At 41.5% G+C, this 20,281-nt stretch carries 22 protein-coding genes and 6 tRNA genes; 1 reads left to right on the top strand and 27 read right to left on the bottom strand.

What is annotated here, in order from left to right; genetic code table 11:
- Positions 1-235: 235 nt before the first annotated feature.
- The 21 genes from H4683_RS11330 to acpS form a co-directional block, all read right to left on the bottom strand.
- Positions 236-309 (bottom strand) — tRNA-Gly (locus tag H4683_RS11330).
- A gap of 45 nt (positions 310-354) precedes the next feature.
- Positions 355-431 (bottom strand) — tRNA-Arg (locus H4683_RS11325).
- Positions 432-453: 22 nt separating this feature from the next.
- A tRNA-Leu gene (locus H4683_RS11320) sits at positions 454-540 on the bottom strand.
- A 63-nt stretch (positions 541-603) separates the two neighbouring features.
- A tRNA-Lys gene (locus H4683_RS11315) sits at positions 604-679 on the bottom strand.
- Positions 680-753: 74 nt separating this feature from the next.
- Positions 754-828: transfer RNA gene (locus H4683_RS11310), tRNA-Gln, on the bottom strand.
- A 163-nt stretch (positions 829-991) separates the two neighbouring features.
- A tRNA-Glu gene (locus H4683_RS11305) sits at positions 992-1,066 on the bottom strand.
- Positions 1,067-1,262: 196 nt separating this feature from the next.
- Positions 1,263-1,712: a SprT family protein gene (locus H4683_RS11300; RefSeq protein WP_192598940.1), complete on the bottom strand. Its 450-nt coding sequence runs from the start codon at positions 1,710-1,712 to the stop codon at positions 1,263-1,265.
- Between the two features lie 22 nt (positions 1,713-1,734).
- The gene (locus H4683_RS11295; protein ID WP_225942041.1) at positions 1,735-3,894 is read right to left on the bottom strand and encodes a Tex family protein; all 2,160 of its coding nucleotides are present in this window, start codon (positions 3,892-3,894) and stop codon (positions 1,735-1,737) included.
- Positions 3,895-3,982: 88 nt separating this feature from the next.
- Entirely contained in the window at positions 3,983-4,579 is a 597-nt protein-coding gene (locus H4683_RS11290; RefSeq protein ID WP_192598939.1) for a PP2C family serine/threonine-protein phosphatase, read from the bottom strand.
- Positions 4,579-5,364, bottom strand: coding sequence for an RNA polymerase sigma factor SigB (gene sigB / locus H4683_RS11285; RefSeq protein WP_192598938.1), 786 nt, complete (start codon positions 5,362-5,364; stop codon positions 4,579-4,581). The genes H4683_RS11290 and sigB overlap by 1 nt, the downstream gene beginning before the upstream one ends.
- The gene (gene rsbW / locus H4683_RS11280) at positions 5,339-5,812 is read right to left on the bottom strand and encodes an anti-sigma B factor RsbW (RefSeq protein WP_192598937.1); all 474 of its coding nucleotides are present in this window, start codon (positions 5,810-5,812) and stop codon (positions 5,339-5,341) included. The genes sigB and rsbW overlap by 26 nt, the downstream gene beginning before the upstream one ends.
- On the bottom strand, positions 5,799-6,140 hold the full coding sequence (locus tag H4683_RS11275; protein WP_192598936.1) for an STAS domain-containing protein: 342 nt from the start codon (positions 6,138-6,140) through the stop codon (positions 5,799-5,801). The genes rsbW and H4683_RS11275 overlap by 14 nt, the downstream gene beginning before the upstream one ends.
- Positions 6,141-6,206: 66 nt before the next feature.
- Positions 6,207-7,220 carry a PP2C family protein-serine/threonine phosphatase gene (locus H4683_RS11270; RefSeq protein WP_192598935.1) on the bottom strand — a complete coding sequence of 338 codons (1,014 nt, stop codon included), beginning with the start codon at positions 7,218-7,220 and terminating at the stop codon, positions 6,207-6,209.
- Between the two features lie 14 nt (positions 7,221-7,234).
- Entirely contained in the window at positions 7,235-7,636 is a 402-nt protein-coding gene (locus H4683_RS11265; RefSeq protein ID WP_192598934.1) for an anti-sigma regulatory factor, read from the bottom strand.
- A 2-nt stretch (positions 7,637-7,638) separates the two neighbouring features.
- Entirely contained in the window at positions 7,639-8,001 is a 363-nt protein-coding gene (locus tag H4683_RS11260; RefSeq protein WP_218628050.1) for an STAS domain-containing protein, read from the bottom strand.
- A 2-nt stretch (positions 8,002-8,003) separates the two neighbouring features.
- Positions 8,004-8,828: an STAS domain-containing protein gene (locus H4683_RS11255; protein ID WP_192598933.1), complete on the bottom strand. Its 825-nt coding sequence runs from the start codon at positions 8,826-8,828 to the stop codon at positions 8,004-8,006.
- 144 nt (positions 8,829-8,972) lie between these two features.
- On the bottom strand, positions 8,973-9,323 hold the full coding sequence (locus H4683_RS11250; RefSeq protein WP_192598932.1) for a type II toxin-antitoxin system PemK/MazF family toxin: 351 nt from the start codon (positions 9,321-9,323) through the stop codon (positions 8,973-8,975).
- A gap of 4 nt (positions 9,324-9,327) precedes the next feature.
- Positions 9,328-9,618 (bottom strand): transcriptional regulator, encoded by a 291-nt coding sequence (locus tag H4683_RS11245; RefSeq protein ID WP_338062458.1) that lies wholly within the window; start codon positions 9,616-9,618, stop codon positions 9,328-9,330.
- Positions 9,619-9,748: 130 nt separating this feature from the next.
- Entirely contained in the window at positions 9,749-10,897 is a 1,149-nt protein-coding gene (alr, locus tag H4683_RS11240; protein ID WP_192598931.1) for an alanine racemase, read from the bottom strand.
- A gap of 68 nt (positions 10,898-10,965) precedes the next feature.
- The gene (locus H4683_RS11235; RefSeq protein ID WP_192598930.1) at positions 10,966-11,979 is read right to left on the bottom strand and encodes a LolA family protein; all 1,014 of its coding nucleotides are present in this window, start codon (positions 11,977-11,979) and stop codon (positions 10,966-10,968) included.
- Between the two features lie 72 nt (positions 11,980-12,051).
- A complete protein-coding gene (acpS, locus tag H4683_RS11230; protein WP_192598929.1) occupies positions 12,052-12,405 on the bottom strand; it encodes a holo-ACP synthase in 354 nt (117 codons plus the stop codon).
- Between the two features lie 66 nt (positions 12,406-12,471).
- On the opposite strand from acpS, the gene H4683_RS11225 reads away from it, so the two are divergent.
- Complete coding sequence (locus H4683_RS11225) at positions 12,472-13,077, top strand: rhomboid family intramembrane serine protease (protein WP_192598928.1); 606 nt, start codon at positions 12,472-12,474, stop codon at positions 13,075-13,077.
- A gap of 60 nt (positions 13,078-13,137) precedes the next feature.
- Here the strand turns inward: H4683_RS11225 and H4683_RS11220 are convergent, their stop codons facing one another.
- From H4683_RS11220 to pdhA, 6 genes are all read right to left on the bottom strand, one after another.
- Positions 13,138-14,631, bottom strand: coding sequence for a PH domain-containing protein (locus H4683_RS11220; RefSeq protein WP_338062456.1), 1,494 nt, complete (start codon positions 14,629-14,631; stop codon positions 13,138-13,140).
- A complete protein-coding gene (locus H4683_RS11215) occupies positions 14,621-15,100 on the bottom strand; it encodes a PH domain-containing protein (protein ID WP_192598927.1) in 480 nt (159 codons plus the stop codon). Before H4683_RS11215 ends, H4683_RS11220 begins: the two co-directional genes overlap by 11 nt.
- Positions 15,101-15,516: 416 nt before the next feature.
- Complete coding sequence (locus H4683_RS11210) at positions 15,517-16,956, bottom strand: dihydrolipoyl dehydrogenase family protein (RefSeq protein ID WP_192598926.1); 1,440 nt, start codon at positions 16,954-16,956, stop codon at positions 15,517-15,519.
- A 1-nt stretch (position 16,957) separates the two neighbouring features.
- On the bottom strand, positions 16,958-18,178 hold the full coding sequence (locus tag H4683_RS11205; protein ID WP_192598925.1) for a dihydrolipoamide acetyltransferase family protein: 1,221 nt from the start codon (positions 18,176-18,178) through the stop codon (positions 16,958-16,960).
- A 12-nt stretch (positions 18,179-18,190) separates the two neighbouring features.
- The gene (locus H4683_RS11200; protein ID WP_192598924.1) at positions 18,191-19,210 is read right to left on the bottom strand and encodes an alpha-ketoacid dehydrogenase subunit beta; all 1,020 of its coding nucleotides are present in this window, start codon (positions 19,208-19,210) and stop codon (positions 18,191-18,193) included.
- A 1-nt stretch (position 19,211) separates the two neighbouring features.
- The gene (gene pdhA, locus H4683_RS11195) at positions 19,212-20,267 is read right to left on the bottom strand and encodes a pyruvate dehydrogenase (acetyl-transferring) E1 component subunit alpha (RefSeq protein ID WP_192598923.1); all 1,056 of its coding nucleotides are present in this window, start codon (positions 20,265-20,267) and stop codon (positions 19,212-19,214) included.
- Positions 20,268-20,281: the final 14 nt, after the last annotated feature.

The raw sequence follows: 20,281 nt of genomic DNA, 5'->3' as shown, positions 1-20,281 counted from the left end.
AATCCGAAGATTCGATTGTGTTTGTTTCACCGGCAGAACCGGTTTCCCAAACTGTATTTCGTTGACGTTTTGCTGTTCAGTTTTCAAGGTTCATTTGAAAGGAATTAATTCGTTATTCCTTACTCTTTTCGTTCATCACTGTCTCAGCAGCAACTCTTATATCATATCAAATCATTTTCATCTTGTCAACAACTATTTTCAAGTTATTTTCACGACAAGTTTTCGGTAAAAGTTATGGAGCGAGTGAAGGGAATCGAACCCTCATCATCAGCTTGGAAGGCTGAGGTTTTACCACTAAACTACACTCGCGTTATAGTATAATTCTTTCAAGCTAAAGTTACTTAAAAGTTTTATTGGCGCGCCCGGCAGAAGTCGAATCCACAACCTTCTGATCCGTAGTCAGACGCTCTATCCAATTGAGCTACGGGCGCTCTGTGAAAAACGGATAACATTTGGTGCGGTAAAGAGGACTTGAACCTCCACGGGGTTAACCCCCACTAGGCCCTCAACCTAGCGCGTCTGCCATTCCGCCACTACCGCGTTATTTTAGCGACAAGTTTTATTATACACTTTATATTTTGTTTGTCAATACTTTTTAATTAATGGTGAGCCATGCAGGATTCGAACCTGCGACCCTCTGATTAAAAGTCAGATGCTCTACCAACTGAGCTAATGGCTCTCTATTTTATAGAGAGTAGTAATCGGGATTTGTATAAGGTATTTATTTTAGAATGCTTTAGTATTCTAAAAGTTTGGCTGGGGTAGCTGGATTCGAACCAACGAGTAACGGAGTCAAAGTCCGTTGCCTTACCGCTTGGCTATACCCCAATGCATTAAAGTGAAAAACGTTTACGGATTACCAATCTACATTGTGTACGTTATAAGGTAATCTATTTCATTACTACGTAATGAGTTAAGGTAATCTATTTTCATTACTACATAATGAGTTAAGGTAATCTATTTTCAATGTTTCACATTGAAAAAGATTTATTGGTGACCCCTACGGGATTCGAACCCGTGATACCGCCGTGAAAGGGCGGTGTCTTAACCGCTTGACCAAGGGGCCATCTAATGCAGTTGTGTAGTCAATAAGAAACTGCTTGTATAAATGTTCAACTGGCGTTTCCTAATCGACTTTTCTTATTATAGACAGTGTTAGCCAATCCGTCAACAACTTTCGGCATTTTTTATTATAAATCGACAAAAATGCTGTTAGACCGCCATTGAACGACCTAACAACATTCTTATCTTCCACTCTACTTTCAAGTTTTCATGATTGTTCCTTTACATTTTCCGCATCGATATTTTCGAATATCCATTTCTCTTCTTCGTTTATATTCCAAACCGCATGATGTGCACTTATAAATATAGAATGATAACGGTTTTCGATTTCCCACAAAAAGAGGCTTGCAAAATCTAGGAGAAGCCGTTCGTTTCAATAGCTCTCTGAACTCAGCGTCTCGGTGTTGATATCCCTTTCCTTCTATATGAAGGTGGTAATGACATAACTCATGCTTGATAATCCCAATGAGATCGTCCATCCCGTGTATCTCTACTACTAACGGATTGATTTCTATTGAATGATCTAACAGCTTATAGCGCCCACCCGTGGTCCGTAATCTATTATTAAACCTAGTTATATGAAGGAATGGTTTTCCGAATTCATCCAGCGAAACCTTTTCAACTAGTTTCTGCAATTCATCATCCACCATTGCTACTCCCCCAGTTTATGCATCAGTTTGTTGAAGGCGGCAACATCGTTAACGAGATGCGCCCTTTTTCTTTATCGATACCTTCGACCCAAACAGTGACGATGTCTCCAGAAGCAACTACGTCCAAAGGGTGTTTGACATATCCTTTTTTCAATTTCGAAATATGGACGAGTCCGTCTTCTTTTACTCCAATGTCTACAAAAGCACCAAAATCAACAACATTTCGCACTGTCCCTTGCATCTCAAGACCTTTAAATAAATCCTTCATATCAAGCACATCGGCTTTCAGAAGCGGCTGAGGGAAGTCGTCGCGCGGATCTCGGTTCGGTCTTTGCAGCGTTTTGATTATATCTTTCAATGTTACTTCCCCTACATTCAACTTGCTTGATAACGTTTTGATATCGAGCGCAGATAGGGCTTCTGTTGTTTCTTTTTTGCCAAGCTCTTCCTTATCCATCCCCGCTTCTTCCAATACTTGTTCCGCCAATGCATAACTTTCGGGATGGATACCTGTCGCATCAAATGGATCCTTTGCCTCAAGCACTCGCAGGAAGCCAATCGCCTGTTCATATGTCTTCGCTCCAAGACGAGGTACTTTTTTCAGTTGCGTTCGTTTCGTATACAATCCGTTCTCTTCTCGTGATTTCACAATATTTTCAGCTACGGTTTTTGACAGACCTGCGACATACTGAAGCAGTGAAGAGGATGCCGTGTTAACGTTCACCCCGACACGATTCACCGCTGTCTCAACAACAAATGATAATGATTCAGACAACCTTTTTTTCGCTACATCATGTTGATATTGTCCCACTCCAACGGAACCCGGATCGATTTTAACCAGTTCGGACAATGGATCCTGTAACCGTCTTGCAATTGATACGGCACTCCGCTGTTCAACTTGCAGGTCCGGGAACTCTTCCCGCGCCTGAGAAGAAGCCGAATAGACACTCGCTCCCGCCTCATTGACAATTACATATGAAACCCCTGGTTGCGCTTCTTTTAAACAATTGGCAATGAACAACTCCGATTCACGCGATGCTGTTCCATTGCCAATCGCAATAATGGTAACCGAATACTTTTTCAACATATCCAAAATAACCCGCTTCGATTTTTCAACTTCAAGTCTTGGTTGATGTGGATAAATAACGGAAATTTCAAGTAATTTACCCGTTTCATCAACAACGGCCAATTTACATCCTGTCCGGAAAGCCGGATCGAGACCCAATACCACTTTCCCTTTCAGTGGCGGCTGGAGCAATAGACTCTTCAAGTTTTCCGAAAACACATGGATTGCTTGTTCTTCCGCCTTCTCGGTCAACGCCGTCCGGATTTCTCTCTCAATCGAAGGTGCTATCAATCGCTTAAATCCATCTTCAATCGCCTCTTTCACTTGGACCGTGGAAGGTGAATGCAGTTTACGAACCAATTCACATTCGAGCCACCCAATAATTCTTTCTGTCGGGAATGACATACCTATACGCAACACATCTTCTTTTTCTCCGCGATTCAACGCAAGTACACGATGCGGTACAATTTTTTTCAAAGGTTCTTCATACTCATAATAATTTTCGAAAACATTGCGATCATCTACTGCCCCTTTTCGCACCGTAGATACGATTAACCCTTTTAACCAAGTCAATTTCCGTATGTTTTCCCGGATCGTAGCGTCATCGGCAAAACGTTCCGCTATAATGTCACGCGCTCCAGCCAAAGCGTCTTCGATTGTAGCTACACCGACTTCCTCGTTAACATAATCTTTCGCAAGATCCTCTGGTCGACTTGCCGAGAACTCGTACAATGCATTAGCAAGTGGTTCAAGTCCACTTTCAATTGCAATCATCGCTCGTGTCCGTCTCTTTTGTTTAAATGGTCTGTACAAATCTTCAATTCGTTGAAGCACGGTGGCACTTTCAATCGACTTCCTTAGTTCGTCATCCAGCTTCCCTTGCTCATCTATAAGGCGAATCACTTCCTCTTTTCGCTGTTCAAGCCCCTTCACATAACTGTAAGCATCCTCGACGGCTTTAATCTGCACTTCATCCAACGAGCCGGTTTCTTCTTTCCGGTACCTCGCGATGAACGGAACCGTATTCCCTTGATCAAGAAGTGCTATAACCCTCTCAGTTTGACGTACACTAACAGCTGCTCTGGCAGCCGTAGCCCCAACAATGTGCTTGATCAATACAATCACCCTTTCTTAACTGCTTTCATATTAACATAATAGGGAGATTCTATCGGGTTTTTACACACCAAAAAAACCCACCTTCGATTTACAGAAGTAGGTTTCCCGCTATAAATGTGGCGTCATCGCCATATTTGATAGTTTGCAACACATTTCGATACAATTCATAAGAGCCTGAACTTCCAATTAATAAAGCTTTCGGACTTGTTAGTGCAACACCGTCCGAATGAAGAAAAAACAAATCTCCTGGATGATACTCGTATTCCTGCATCTTTAGCCTTTGTGGTCTACCCGATAAGTACCCCATGACAGGAAGTGGATAAATCATTTTAACTCTATCTTGTAGCATATAGAAACGAACATTACCAACACAACTATATCGGACCTTTTTTTGCCGATAATCAATTTTTACAATTGCTACGGCAGCTCCACGTTTTCGAAACATATGTTCATTACAACGGCTAAGTAATTCATCAACCGTTTCATGATGATGCTCTACTAATACTTTAGGAATGATTTGGGATGATTGACGAGCTATAGGTCCATTACCTAGTCCATCCGCAATTGCACAGATGAAGTAATCTTCCTCTGTATGGATAAAGTACGTATCACCCGATTCCTGATTTCCAGATTTCGCTTTCTGATAGACGTATGCTTCTACATGTTCTGTTACTATAGACTCCATTATGAAACACCACCAGCCGCCAATATTGCTTCCTGCAACTTTTTGATAGCTTTACGTTGTAACCTTGAAACATGCATTTGAGAGATATCAAGCCTTTCTCCCGTCTCTTTTTGGCTAAGTTGCTCGATATATGTATACTGAATGATTTGTCTTTCACGTTCCGACAATACATTGAGCGCGTCCGCAACTAACATACGTTGATCCGTTTGCTCATAGCCCTCATCCGTTTCTCCTACTAAATCGAACAGTGTCAACGTTCCTCCCTCGGAGTCAGCATCAAGGGTATGATCCATAGAAAGTGCTTGATAACTTCTGCCCATCTCCATAGCTTCAAGAATCGATTCTTCATCAATATCCAAGTATTTAGCAATTTCAGCTACAAGAGGGGAGCGTTGCATTTCAGTTGTCAATGTTTCAACTGTGGCTTTGATTTTTGGGCCAAGTTCCTTTATACGACGTGGTACGTGTACTGCCCACGTCTTATCGCGTAGATATCGCTTTATCTCCCCGATGATTGTCGGCACGGCAAAAGCCTCGAAACTTCTACCGAATTCTGGATTATACCGACGAATCGCCCCAAGTAGTCCCAACATTCCAACTTGAACGATATCTTCGTGGAAAGGCTTTCCGTTTGAATATTTGCGTGCAATCGACTGCACAAGACGCTCGTAATGCAAAACAAGATTCGTCTGTGCCTCTTCGTCGTTTGTTTCTTGATATTGTTTTATCCAATCTAGGACTTTTTCTTTTGTTCCTGTTTCACGAGGTGATTGTTCGTTCGGCATCCTCATCCCCCCGCTCTCCGCCGAGATATTTAGTCATAAAGACTGTCACACCCTCCTCATTATGGACTTTAACTTCATCCATAAGTGTTTCCATCAGGTAGAGGCCTAAACCGCCTTCTCGGAGAAATTGTACTTCTTCCTGGTCGTTATATGGCCCTACACGTTTTTTCGTTTCTTCAAAATCAAAACTCTTGCCGTGATCTGCAACCATGACTTCCAATTTATCCTTAAAGAGAGCGCAGCCGACAACGACTTCTCCTTCTTCATCCACCTTATATGCGTGTTGGACTGCATTCGTAATCGCTTCACTTGAGGCAATCTTTAAATCTTCAATCTCGTCATAAGTAAAACCAAGCCTGCTCGCGAGTCCTGAAATAGCGAGGCGGGCGACCCCAACATACTGCACTTTGGCGGGAACCCTTATTTCAATATAATCATACGGTTGCATCTGCGTCCCTACTTTCCTCCATCACTATATCCATAACCTGTTCTAAACCTGTTATTTCAAACAACCTTTTAAGTCGTTTGTTCACGCCGATAATTTTCACATGGCCTTCGTTAGCTTTGACTGCCTTATAAAACCCTACAAATACGCCAAGTCCAGTACTATCCATATAGCCAACTTCGGACAAGTCTACTTCCGCTTGCATTCCTACGACTTTCTCCACAGCTGCTAGCTTTTCTTTTAACTTTGGGGCTGTGAATGCATCAATTTCTCCAACAATTTTAAAACGTTGAACACTATTCTCTTCCAATAACTCGACTTGTAAATTCATAGTTGCACCCCGTATTTCTCTTTTTTATGAACACTCTACTGAACTATTTCCCCTTTATGTAAAATCTTAAACCAAGTCATTCTCTTTTTTGAAAATAATAATAGTGAAATCATCTCTAAGGTGAAAGTTTTGCAATTCCAAGAGCCTGTTATATACAGTATCCGCGATTGATTGTGCCGATTCCTCTTTGACTTCCAACAGGATTGATTTAATAAGACCCTCATCGATAAAACCAGTTTCCGTCCGAACTTCAGTTACACCATCTGTCATCATGACAATAAAGTCGCCCACTTCAAGCATAACTGAGCGTTCCTCATAATCGACATCTGGTTGCACACCTAAGAGGAGACCCTTTGCGTCAAGTTCCGTAAAACCACCTTCGGAAGCCCTATATATCAAAGCAGGCTCATGACCAGCAGAAGCATAGGAAAAGCTGGAATCTCTCGCATCATATTTTCCATAAAACATGGATATGAACATTGAATCATCGACGCTCTTTTCCACAATCCGGTTGACGATGTCAAGTACATTACGCGGACTTGTATTCTCGCCTTGCAAACTATCCATCCCAAATTTGATCATGGACATACAGAGGGCAGCTGGGATACCTTTCCCCATAACATCCGCCAACGCTACACTTGCCACATTGTTATCATCATTTAAAAAATAGACATAATCACCGTTCATCTTCTTGGCCGGTTCCGTTATGAAGCCTATATCGATTCCTTCGAAATCAGGAATTTTCGTTTTCAACAACGTATCTTGCACTTTAGCCGCGACATTTATCTCCATCTGAATCTCTTCCTGTTTCCTAATAAGACTCTGGTGTTCCCTAAGTGCAAGTCCGTAGTGAATCATCATTTCAATCAGAAAATCGAATGAATACATCACTTTTTCTGGCAAGTCCGGAAAAACTTCAGCAAGTGCTGTTTTATGAATACTAATTACGTCTTCTGGTGCAATTTTTTTCTCTATAAATTGCCTGCTGAATTGTTGTCCAAAATAGAGATCTTCTTCATTTCGGTTATCTATATATTGCTGCAATAGCTCTTTATACTGTTTGCCTACTTCTTGAGGCATTCCCTGTCATCTCCTTATCGAAGCCATTTTGTGATGGTAATATTCGTTCCCACCCCTGATTCCGTGTGTACTTTAAATTCGTCCATCAACCTCTTTACACCTGGCATTCCAGCACCAAGTCCCCCTGAAGTAGAAAATCCATCTTCCATTACTTTACGGATGTCTGGAATTCCCGGCCCTTCATCAGATGCAATAATCGTAATCCCATAGAGTCCATTTTCAGAAAATCGTTCAATTTCAATTTTTCCTTTCCCAGCGTATAAATAGATATTGCGGGCCAGTTCGCTAATTGCCGTCGTAATGCGTGCCTGATCCACCGTTCCGAAGCCCGTTTTTTTAGCTTCATTCCGGCCTAACTGCCTTGCAGCAACAATATCCCATTCCGTGTAGATATCTACAGAAGACCGGTACCCCATGCTTAGGCCTCCAATTCTTTACGCAGTTTATCCAACCCATTTTCAAGATCAAGTGCTGTTAATACATTCTCTAGACGGATGCCTAGTTCGATAAGTGTGATTGCGACAGCTGGTTGGATTCCCGTTATTACAACCTTAGCTCCCATTAATCCTGACATGCTAATTACATCCCCCAACACTTTTGCAATGAAAGAATCAATGAAATCAATTGGAGTTAAGTCGATCACAACACCTCTCGCCGACGTTTCATGCATTTTTTTCAACAAATCTTCTTGGAACTGAATTGCTGTCTGATCATCAAGTTCCCATTGTACAGAAACAATTAATGTGTCATTCAATTTTAAAATCGGGATTCGCATATTCATGATTACTCAGCCTCCACTATTATTCGGTTTGTCATTCTCAGAGCTTCCTGCATCCCGCGTTGCAATGTGCTTGTTGTCTTGAAATCTTTTAGGTTGATACCAAGGGTCACAATCGTTTGGGCAATTTCCGGTCGGATTCCGACAAGCATGCATGTCGCTCCTACAAGCCGAACTGCATCCGCTGCTTGAATAATATGGTGAGCCACCATCGTATCTACGACCGGTACACCGGTAATATCGAGAAGGACAACTTCGGCGCGTTGCTTCACGACGCCTTCAAGCAAATTTTCCATAATTAGTTTGGCTCGCTCAGTATCGATTGTACCTACAAGTGGCATGACGGATATCTTTTCAAAAACAGGAATTAATGATGCTGAAAGTTCTTGCAATGCGATTTTCTGCAAACTTACAGTTCGTTCCCACTCCATAGAATAGGCTTCTATGATATTTTCTCGCAAAGATGAGATCCAATTTTCGAAAATCGTTACAAAAGACCGTAGATTACTTTGATTGATAACATCTTTTTCTTCCAACAAACGGAAGACAATGCGTGAAAAATTATCAATTGCTTTATTAACGAACTTAATGGACCAACCAAAACGGACGACCTTCTCAGTGAAATCATTCAACTTCTCGGGTGTAACAACATCTATTTCGGCGATATTCGATGTCATCAATGCCGCAAATTCTCTACTTGTTTTTTCGATAAGATGTGAAGGCATGAAATGAAAAAAGTTTTTCCCTTTCTCTTCTTTCATACTTATTTCCCATCTTTCAATAATCACATCGATGTTTTGATTTATACCTTCTGTCATTCGCTTATTCATAATCGCTTAGGCCTGCCTCCTTATGGTTTGAAAAACGTTGTATCCTTATTGTATCGAAAATAATGTTACAATACACTTTTCTTGTGACCTAATTGAAAAAACACCACAATAATGAAATCTGCAGTGTTTCTATCATATGTATGCTCAAAATTTGACGAGGCCGAAACTAACTTCGAGCGCTTCATCGACCTGCTCCATCAAAAATTCATCTAGATGTGTGATCTTATCAGTAAGTCTCGACTTGTCGATCGTGCGGACCTGTTCGAGCAAGATGACCGAATCTCGCTCGAATCCATATCGCGCCGCATCGATTTCAACATGTGTCGGTAATTTTGCTTTTTGAATTTGCGCAGTGATTGCCGCAATGATAACTGTCGGACTGAACCGGTTACCTATATCATTTTGGATGACAAGAACCGGTCTCGTTCCCCCCTGCTCAGAACCGACGACAGGCGACAGATCTGCAAAAAAGACGTCTCCACGTTTTATTGCCAACTTTTCATCCTCCGCTTACGAGACGTTCCACCGTATGCTGGGCTTCGAATTCTACTTGCAAGCATTCCGTGGCGATTTTCAGGTTAATTTGCGACATTTCGACATAACCTTTCATCATCTCTTCCCTGATGGTTTCAGATCCGTAGTCAGTTACGTACCGTCTAGTCGAAATATAAACGAAATCTCCACGCTCCAGTTCTTGATGGACGACCGTATGTTCATTTTCATTCAGCATTCGTTTTGGTATTTTAACAATGATTTCTTTCATGTTTTTATTTGTACGCAACGTCAGCACCTCCGACAATCCCGTTCCCTCTTTTCAATACAATTTCATCTTACCATTGAATATCGACAATGAGAAGACATAGAAGGAAATTTATTGACAGGATTCCACAAAAAATTGGTTTTTGTCGAAAGTGCGAATATTATTTAGACTCTCCATCTTTCCCTGTATATATTCTAGGTACCCGTTTCGTAATCGAAACTGCAATTTCATATGGAATCGTACTGAGACACTCTGCCCACTCTTCCATCTTGATTTCTTCTTCACCTTGACGCCCAATCAATACAACCTTTTCACCTACAAGAAATTCCCGTGGTAACTTCACCATACATTGATCCATACAAATTGTTCCGACGAGTGGCATCCGCTTCCCATCGATGAGCACTTCTTGCCCTCGGAGGCCTCTCCTTAAACCGTCTGCATAACCGATTGGTATTGAACCGATCCATTCACTTTCGGTCGTTTCGTACGTGCCCCCATAACTGATTCGATTGCCTGCCTCCAACAATTTCACATATGCCAATTCACTTTCAAGAGAGAGGGATCTTTTGAGCCGGAAAGGCAATTTCTTCCTTACATATTCGGATGGCGTTATGCCATATAGACTCATTCCGAATCGGACTGCATCAAGTGCATATTCTGGATACAATAGAGTTGCTGCACTATTAGATGCGTGAACAAGTCTTGGTTTTTCTGGCAACGTCTGCACCAATTCCATGAACGTCGTAAACTGTTCTTCTGTCCTGCATGAATCCTCTTCATCTGCACAGGCGAAGTGTGTAAAGATGCCATCCAGCAGTACTTTTTCCGAGCTTTCAATAATCAATACGAGCGCTTGGAGGGATTCTACATCCCGTAATCCAATTCTACCCATACCACTATCTATTTTTATATGGATTTTTAACTGTTTTTCAAAATCATCAGCGTCAATATCCGTCAACACTGACTGCAACCATTGTCCATCCGCAACAGTGATGGTAATTCCTAGTTCAACTGCTTTTTTTGCAAAAGAAATTGGGGACGGTCCCATGACGAGGATGTCCCCGACAATTCCTGCCATTCGGAGCCGAACTGCTTCATCAGGTGTTGCTACTGAAACCATGTTAGCTCCGGCTTCGAAAGCAACGGAGGCAATTTCCACCTCCCCATGACCATATCCGTCCGCTTTAACTACCGCAATGACCGAAGTTCTGCTCCCCAAATACTCTTTTAAATTCCGGATGTTGCTCCGTATTGCATCGAGGTTAACGTTTGCATGTGTTGGACGATAATGAATTGAGTTTTTTTCCATGATGTTCTCCTCTTTACGCTGTAATACTCTCTATTATTAATCCCTTCCCGACCGCTCGTCAACCAAAGTTATTTCTCTTCTTCTTTTTCCTCCTCCATCGATCCAGCAACTTCTATTAGTTCCTCTTTCGTTAATGTCCCAGATGCGATAAAAAATGAAATACCTTCACTTTCCCAGCTAATTGATTTTTCCGTCATGGCAGCAACTGTAAATCCAAGATCGACAGGATCCCCATCAACCGCTACCGCCATTTTATTGTCTGGTCTTACTGCCGGCTCTTGGATAATGATGAATTCCTTTTCCCCTCCGAATGTCATGAAGGAACGTGTTCCATTTTCCGTTTCCATATTCTGTTCATCCAGAAGTTTGATATCTGTCCCATTTAATATTGGGTAGTACGTTTTTAGCCCTTTTTTTTCATCGCCGGCAGCCGGTTGTTCTTTGCTTGTATTCTTTGTATCCTCCATTTCTACTGCATAATCAGCAGCTTTCCGTTCAATGCCAAGTGTTACTTTCTTGAATGTGATGCGGATTTTTTCTTCTTTATTTTCATCTAGAATAGCAACATACGTTGGCAACAATGTTTTTTTATCAATATGGATTTTTTGAGTAGGTAGGACTTTTTTATGATTATTCCGAGTGGCTGTCTCAAAAATGTATGTTTTGTCTTTTTCGGTCATGGTGGCATTCTTATCTGCTTTAATATCCTCGGACAAGGCACCTATCAAATAGGCTTGGCTGTTTTGTGCTGGCCAGTCACTTTGGAATTTATAGGTCTTGCCAAGCGATGGCGTAATAACAAAGACGCCTTCTTCATTACGCACAATCATCTGGGAATCGTCTTTTCCTGTCTGTGTTACATGGACGCGATAGAATTCAGGCTTTGTATGCCAGACGGCGACATCATACAACCGCGGTTCCGAACCAGTCTTGATTTCCATTGTCGCTTGTAAGTCATACCCTTTCGTATCACTCCACTTCCCACTTAACTTCTTCATGACATCCTCTTTTGATGGTGCTCCACATGCTGCGAGGATTACCATGATCACAACTAACAACAGAGCAACTATCCGGCTACGCATACAGTTCATCCTTTCTCATTTCAATCGGGTAGGTCATCTTATGAGGAAGGACGGACATTTATGCGAACCTTGTTACGCGAGTAAAATTACTTGTGCTGCTGCCATCGTTTTTGTATGTGTTATGGTAACGAATCCATCTACTAAACTTCCTTTGAAATAAAGGATTGGTTTTCCGTTTTCAGCCGGGATAATTCCGATATCTGTAAAATTACATGCTTCACCGATTCCTGTACCTCTCGCTTTGGCAAAGGCCTCTTTAGCTGCGAAACGACCTGCAAGAAATTCTGTACGTCGGTGACTTTTGAGCGCTTCATAAATCATTAACTCTTCTATAGTAAGTATCCGTGCACGAAACTTTTGAGATCTGGCATCTAGTTCGGCAATACGGTCAATTTCGACGATGTCGAGCCCGATTCCTGAGATCATAACTATTCCCCCTTTCCAATGTGCGGGATTAAACTGTATAATGAATTCATAGATTGAGGTGAAAAAATGTTTAGTCGTACTGAAAACTTCTCACAATACATCCGACTATACCCAGTCGTAACATTCTTTCTTGCAGTGAATATCTTGGTATACCTGATTACGATTATTCCCGGAATCGGCGACCAAGTACGCCTCGTAGGAATCGGCAACAACTACTTAATAGCAGAAGGTGAATGGTGGCGTCTTTTCACACCGATGTTCCTACATGGTGGAATTATACACCTTTTTTTCAACATGTTTAGTCTATTCATTTTCGGACCTGAACTTGAAAAGATAGCAGGTAGAATGCGTTTTTTAACAATATACTTACTTTCCGGTATTTTTGCGGATATTGCCACGTTTTTCCTACAAGATCTGGATTATTTACATCTTGGTGCAAGCGGTGCAATTTTCGGGATTTTCGGAGCGTTTGGTGCACTCGTCCATTATACGAAGCACGTTCTGCCACAACTCCGTCAGATTATCTTGCCGATTATTCTCATCAGTGTTGTGATGACGTATCTCCAATCAGACATTAACACAACAGCTCATATCGCCGGACTTATTGCTGGATTCCTGATTGGTCTTAGCTACTTCCATCCAAAACGAATTGCACGTTGGAAAAAAAGATAAAAGTAACCTATTGAAGAAGTATAAGGTCCCTACAGGGCTGGCAACCTTATACTTTTTTATTTACTGCTGACCTGACCGATTTTTCTCATACCAAGAAAGAACACTCTCCGCTTCTGATTCTTCCATATGAAGAACTTGTGCATTGAAAATCCCCATCCCTGACTTGATGCTTGCAGCCAACGTCGCGACTTGCTTCCTTTTGTGGAAGTAATTTTGTTTCATTTCCATCGATTGTATTCTTTTCTTCATCAGATAAGCAGTCTGTAAACTGATTCCTCTAAAACGCATTGTTAGTTGGTTGCCTGAAATTTCGTAGGCCGCCGAACGATGTTGCCATAATCCGAAGAGGACGATGATGGGCACTATAAATAGAGACAACAGTCCATACGGGAAGAAAAAGTACGTCAAAGCACTGATTGCCGGAATCATCCATATGAAATCGATGCGATAATAATAACGTTTCCCCCGAGCCGGAAGTTTTTTCTTCGGTTCAGCCAGGATGAGATCAGGGAATATTTCCTTCAACGGGCCATTGATGTCCGATTTTTTAACGAGAGGAAACAAATTGATTTTCGCACCCTCTGCCCCTCCCCCACCCGCACTATCGATAACGACCGCCGCGTAACCGAATAATTGCCTAAATGGATTTTCAATAATCCGGACACTTTGTACTCTGTTCAACGGCACAGTCATTCGCTTTTTCTCAAGCAACCCGCGCGTAATGACAATATCCTGTTGCTCAAGTGAAACGGAAAACCCATAGTAAGACAAGAAGGTCATCGCGACCGATAATGCCCAGACAATGAGGAATCCAATGAATACGACTATAGCGACAATAAGAAGGCCGTATTTGATGAAACCCGAAACCTCTTCATACATCCATTCAAATGGGATCTTATCCGCAAATTGGGATAGAAAAATCGCTGCACCGGAAAGGATGATACCTATTCCACCCGAAGTTGTCGCCAGGATAAGCAAATCCTTCACTGACATCGTGAAGATTGATTTTACCTGAGGTTCTTCCACCACATGATTTCCTTCATGGAGTATACCCTCTTCTACTGGAATAGCCTTCCTTCTACTTTTTGCTTCCGCAATTTCAATTTCAATTCTTTTCGCCGCATCTTTCGTAATTGCTGTCAATTCAGCTTCCGATTTTTTCGGAGAAGAACTGCCTGCCGTCTCTACTTTTACTTTGACGAGTTTAAGTGGCCGATGCAAAATTCCTTCTGTATAATCAAGGCTTTGAATTCGGTCAAACGGAATATAGCGTTTCTTTTTCACAAACAATCCATATTCAATCCTCAGTTCGTCATCCTCAAACCAATATTCGAATCGTTTCCATTTAATGATACCGCTAATGAAAAACAAGATAAGAAGCACACTGAAAATGATGAACGTTAAATAATCCAAATACCACTTTCCTGATCCAGGATTAGACCAGCCTTTTGCAAAAACAAGTAGGATAAGCGGCAGAACCATTTCTTTCGCTGTTTTCAACACTTCAATGGCAGCTGTAATCCAATGTAATTTATAACGCTCCTCAGACATCATCTTCCGCCACCCTTGCGAGTACTGAAATTCTACTCCGCAATTCATCCGCTTCCTCTGTCACGAGTGCCGGGATTGTATGGTTTGTCGCTGCGGTTGAAATCGTAATTCCTGCCAGATCATATTTTCGTAGAATAGGTCCTTGCGTTGTATCTACATGCTGGACGCGCACCATTGGGATCAATGTCCGTTTGACAATAAACAGACCATGTTGCAATTCTATTTCAGATTCCCGAACTTCATAACGCCATCGCATCCATCTTACTTTAGGAAATAGGACTATGAATAAATACGCAAATAAAATAATGGCGACAGCTGCAATTGCGTATATCCACCAAGGACCTTCATTTATGTATGTCACGATGCCCCCTCCTATTGCCAACAACAGAACAACAACGCTTTGCATTATGCCGTACAATCTCCACACTTTCAATCCTTTTTCTGAAATTCGGTTTATCGGTTGAGTTCTCATATAAACACCTCTTTCTATTCATTCTATACGTTTGGGGAGACGAAATGTTTCATTTTTTAGCTGAAGCTTAGAGGGCTATATTGTGATGAAGGTACAGTTGATTAAAAAAAACAAATAATCCAGAATGCGATTAATACGCTTCCCAGATTATTTTATGTGAGGAGATACCCATTACACAGATAATAATGCTTCATCACTATATAGATTGAACAAATGATTCCACTAAATAACGTTTTGGCGTTAGGGTATGCCGCCAGTCTTATGGCTCCGGCTAACCCTTGGAAGGCGTCTTCGCTGGATTGACAGGTCACTTTCAATAGTTCAACATATATAGTTAGTTTTTCGCCGCGAATGCGCTGGAACTCATCCATTAGTTTTTCAAAAAAGTCATGATACAATTCACAAGTTTTCTTCAATCAGATTGGTAACAGGTCTTTCTTTTTAACCGGTACGGCATGAATTGCTTGTCCGATTAACCCTTCAACCGCTTCAAGTAGTCCTTCATTGAATCCTGGGTGTGCATATAAAGGAAATTTTATATCTTCCTCTTTTGCGGCCATTTCAAGCAATTGTACGAAGGAAGCTGACATTTCAATAGCTCCCTCTCCAATCATATGAATACCCTCAACAATTTCGTTTGTTGAATTAGAAAGTACTTTAATAAAACCATCCTTTTTACCTGTGATTGTCGCATAGCCGTTGCCACCCAGGTTAAATTGACTAATACGAACATCCAACCCCAAAACCCGCGCGTTTTGTTCAGTAAGACCAACAGAAACGATTGGTGGAATTGTGTGTGCAACAATCGGTAAAAATGTAAGATCGACTTCCGGATTTTCTCCAACAATTGATTCCACAGCAACTTTCCCTTGTTTGATTGCCTTAACTGCAAGCATCGGACCTTCGGTTACATCGCCAATTGCATATATGGAAGGTATCGATGTTTGCATATTTTTATCCACATCTACGAAGCCCGCATCCGTTTGTTCAATCCCAAAACGACTAATACCAAGGGATTCAAAATTGGGTTTTCTTGTTCCAGAAACGAATAGATGTGAGGCTTGTATTGTCTCTTCTAGGTTTTTATCTGTTAGAAAAGTTAGCGTGACTCCCTCATCTGTCTCAATTATCGAAGTGAATCCACTTGCTTTATACATCTTAATTTTCCGCCTTTTGAATAATCGATTTAATTCCTTAGTTATCGATTCATCAAATGGCAGGCTTGCTTTATGATTAGTTAAAATACTGACTTTTGCCCCTAATGCCGCAAAACTTGAAGCAACTTCAAGCGCAATAGTATCCTGTCCTTTTACAATAAGATGTTGTGGTATCTCTTCCAGTTCAAATATCTCATCGGACAATAGAATCCGTTTTCCTTTTTCCGTTACATATGAGGGCATTACCGAATAACTACCTGTCGCGATAATTGCCTGTTTAAATTCAAAAATATCGAACTGGTGCCCATTTTCCACACCAATTCGGTCTACTCCGAGAAATGAAGCTTTGCCACGAATCACTTCGATTTTATTCTGTTTGCAGAGAGCTTCTACACCCGTTCTCAGCCCATCAATTACTTGCTTCTTATAGGATAGAAGTTTGCTCACAGTAAATTTGTCATCACCACTACCAATTCCGAGATTTTGCACATGAACTGTTTCTGATCGTTTGGCTGCTGCATGGGTAAAAATTTTAGAGGGGATGCACCCTTTATTCAGACAAACACCACCCATCTCAGCCTGTTCAATTAACGTGACCGAAAGCCCAAGCTGCGCACCGCGTATAGCAGCAGAGTAACCCCCTGGTCCCCCTCCGATAATGATTAGGTTTCTTTCTTGAGTGATTTCCCCAACAACCATTTTAAATCATCTCCATTATCAGTTTGTGTGGCTGCTCAATCAAGCTAGCAAAGCGATTCGTAAATGCAACGGCTGTTGCACCATCAGCAACACGGTGGTCAAATGCCATGGATAGTGTCATGATATGACCGATAACAATCTCATCTTGTTCATTAACGATGGGCCGCTTTTTCGTTTTATGAAAAGCGATTAGGGCAGTTTCTGGATAGTTGATAATCGGTGTTGCACCTGTACTACCAAGAGGCCCTACATTGCTTACTGTAAATGTACTATTTTTCATTTCAAATGGTTGTAATTTCCCAGCAATCGCTCTTTCCGTCAATTCTTTTACGTCTTTATTAATCTCTTTGATTGATTTCTTGTCTACATCATGGATAACAGGGACAATCAATCCGCTTTCTGTGTTTGTTGCGATACCGATATGATAGTTCTTCTTGAGCAGTATCCGACTATTTTCCTCATCGAGTTCGGCGTTAAAAATAGGGAAGTCTTTCAATGAAATAACGAGTGCTTTAATAAGAAATGCCGGAACACTGACTGATTCACCTGACAACTTTAACTCTTGTCGAATTTTAAATAAATTCGTCATATTTATTTCATCGAAATGAGTGACATGTGGTATTGTAAACAATGATTTCGTCATCTTTTCTGCAATCTTTTTGCGAATGCCTCTAAAAGGAATTTCATCGGAAATTTCTTGAATAACCGCTACTTGTTGTATATCTATAACCGTTTGCTCCCTAGTTTGTTGCCCTTGCAAGAACCGATAAACATCCTCCTCGGTCACTCTACCAGACGGATCAGTAGCACGGACATCTTCAAGATTTATGTTGTTATCACGTGCAATTTTACGTGTGTACGGCGCAGCAAGTACCCGATGAAAAATAGTCGCCGAAGACTTTTTCACTTGTTCGCTTGGTGTGACTATCTCTTTTTTAGTATCTTGTTTCGCTTCAATCAATGGTTTTTTTTCTGTTTTCACGTCGGAATCCGCCTCTAAGTAAATAAGGGTTGTTCCGACTTGGATGATTTCGCCTGGTTCAATACTAATTTCTTTCACTCTACCAGAGCAAGGCGAAGAAAGTTCCGCTACCATTTTGTCTGTTCCTACTTCGACAAGCGGCTGATCTGTGATTACTGAATCCCCGACTTTGACTAGATATTGGATGACCTCCCCTTCAGTCATCCCCTCACCGATATCATGCAACTTCACTTCGAGCATTTCATTTCCCCCTTAAAAATGAACAACTTTTTCTATCCCTTCGACAATACGTGCAGGTGTAGGAAGATAATGATTTTCTAATGCATAAAATGGAACCGGTACATCGAATCCTGTCACCCGTTCAACCGGAGCACGCAAATAAAGGAACGCTGTATCATTTATAATCGAGATGATATCGTTACCAAGCCCTCCAGTATGATGTGCTTCATGAACGATGACCGCTCTTGTTGTTTTCTGCACTGACTTAGCAATAATATCGCGATCAATCGGATAGAGCGTTCGGAGGTCTATGATTTCACAACTAATACCTTTAGATTCAGCTTGTTCAACTGCTTTTTCTACTACTGTTACCATCGCACCCCAAGCAATGATCGTTACATCCGTACCTTCTTTTACAATTTTACCTTTACCAATTTCCACGGTATACTTTCCTACTGGAACTTCTTCTCTCTTCGAACGGTAATTTTTCATCGTTTCCAAAACTAGAACTGGATCAGGATCTTCCATTGCTGCAATCAATAAACCTTTTGCATCGTATGGATTTGATGCACAGACAACTTTAATGCCAGGCATATGGGTGAATAAAGCTTCCGTACTATCTGAATGGATTTCCGGGGCACGAATTCCTGCTCCATATGGTGCTCGGATGACCATCGGCACAGTAAAATGAGACCTCGATCGCATTCGAATCCGAGAAACATGCGTCATAATCTGTTCATACGCGGGATAGATAAAACCGAGAAACTGTATTTCAGCAACCGGTCTGAAACCGTTCACGGCAAGCCCAATGGACGTACCAATAATACCCGCTTCCGAAAGCGGTGTATCGACTACTCGGTCTTCTCCAAATACTTCTTGGAGTCCCTCGGTTGCCCGGAAGACGCCGCCATTTTTGCCGATGTCTTCTCCAAGTATGATTATTCTGTCATCCTCTTCAAGCATTAGCTTCATTCCATCATTAATTGCTTGAATCATTGTCATCTGTTTAGTTGCTACGATTTTATGATTGGGGCCTTTCAATTGTGTCGTCATTTTACTGCCTCCCCAAATGTGCAAGATAGGATTCTTTTTGTTCAGCAAGTTGAGCTGGCATTACCGCGAAAACATTATCGAAAATATCATCAACGATCGGGGCGGGGAAGCGTTCCATTTCTTCTACCGCTGTATCGATTTCAATGATTGTTTCTTCTTTTATTCTTTGAATCCACTCTTCATCCCAGTAACCGTAATTTTTCATGAATAGCTCCAAACGCAAAAGTGGGTCGACACTATCATTCCCTTGTTTCTCAGGACGGTATTTAGACGGATCATCAGCAGTCGTATGGGCACCTTTTCGCCATGTAACTGCTTCTATCAATGTAGGGCCATTACCACTTCGGGCAAAATCAAAGGCCTTTTTCGTTTCGAAATAAACTGCAAAGCAATCATTCCCATCAATTCGGATTCCCGGCATATCGTAAGCAACCGATTTTTGTGCAATTGTTGCAGAATTCATTTGTTTTTCAATAGGAACTGAAATTGCATACCCATTATTTTGATTAAAAAAGATGACTGGTACTTTGAAAACGCTTGCAAAGTTTAGTCCTTCGTGGAAGTCTCCTTCCGAAGTAGCACCGTCCCCGAAATAGGCAATCGCAACATTTTGTGTCCCTCTTCTCTTTTCAGCCCACGCTGCTCCGGTAGCATGTGGAAGTTGAGTCGCAATCGGAACAGCTGGAGGGAAAATGTTTTTACCCTTCGGAGGTACACAACCTTCTGTCCTTCCATTCCAGTACAAATACGCCCTTGTCATATCTGCTCCGAACGTTAAAGTCGCACCGTGATCACGATACGTAGGGAATAGCCAATCACCCGATTTTAACACTAGTGCACTGCCGACTTGTGAAGCTTCCTGTCCCTCGAATGGCGCGTAAGTTCCGAGACGCCCCTGCCGTTGTAAATTAATCGCCTTTCTATCAAATGTTCGAATTCGTATCATGTTGTAATACAGATCTTTAACCAATTTCTCGTCAATTTGGTTTTCGAAAGTCGTATCTACAAAAAATCCGGTATCGTCTATTATTCTCTTTATCGGATAATTACGTTCCATATCACTTGCCCCCA

The sequence above is a fragment of the Sporosarcina limicola genome, from assembly GCF_014873855.1.
Taxonomy (GTDB): domain Bacteria; phylum Bacillota; class Bacilli; order Bacillales_A; family Planococcaceae; genus Sporosarcina; species Sporosarcina limicola.
Note: the sequence above shows the minus strand (reverse complement) of the source record. Positions and strands in the feature narration are given on the sequence as shown.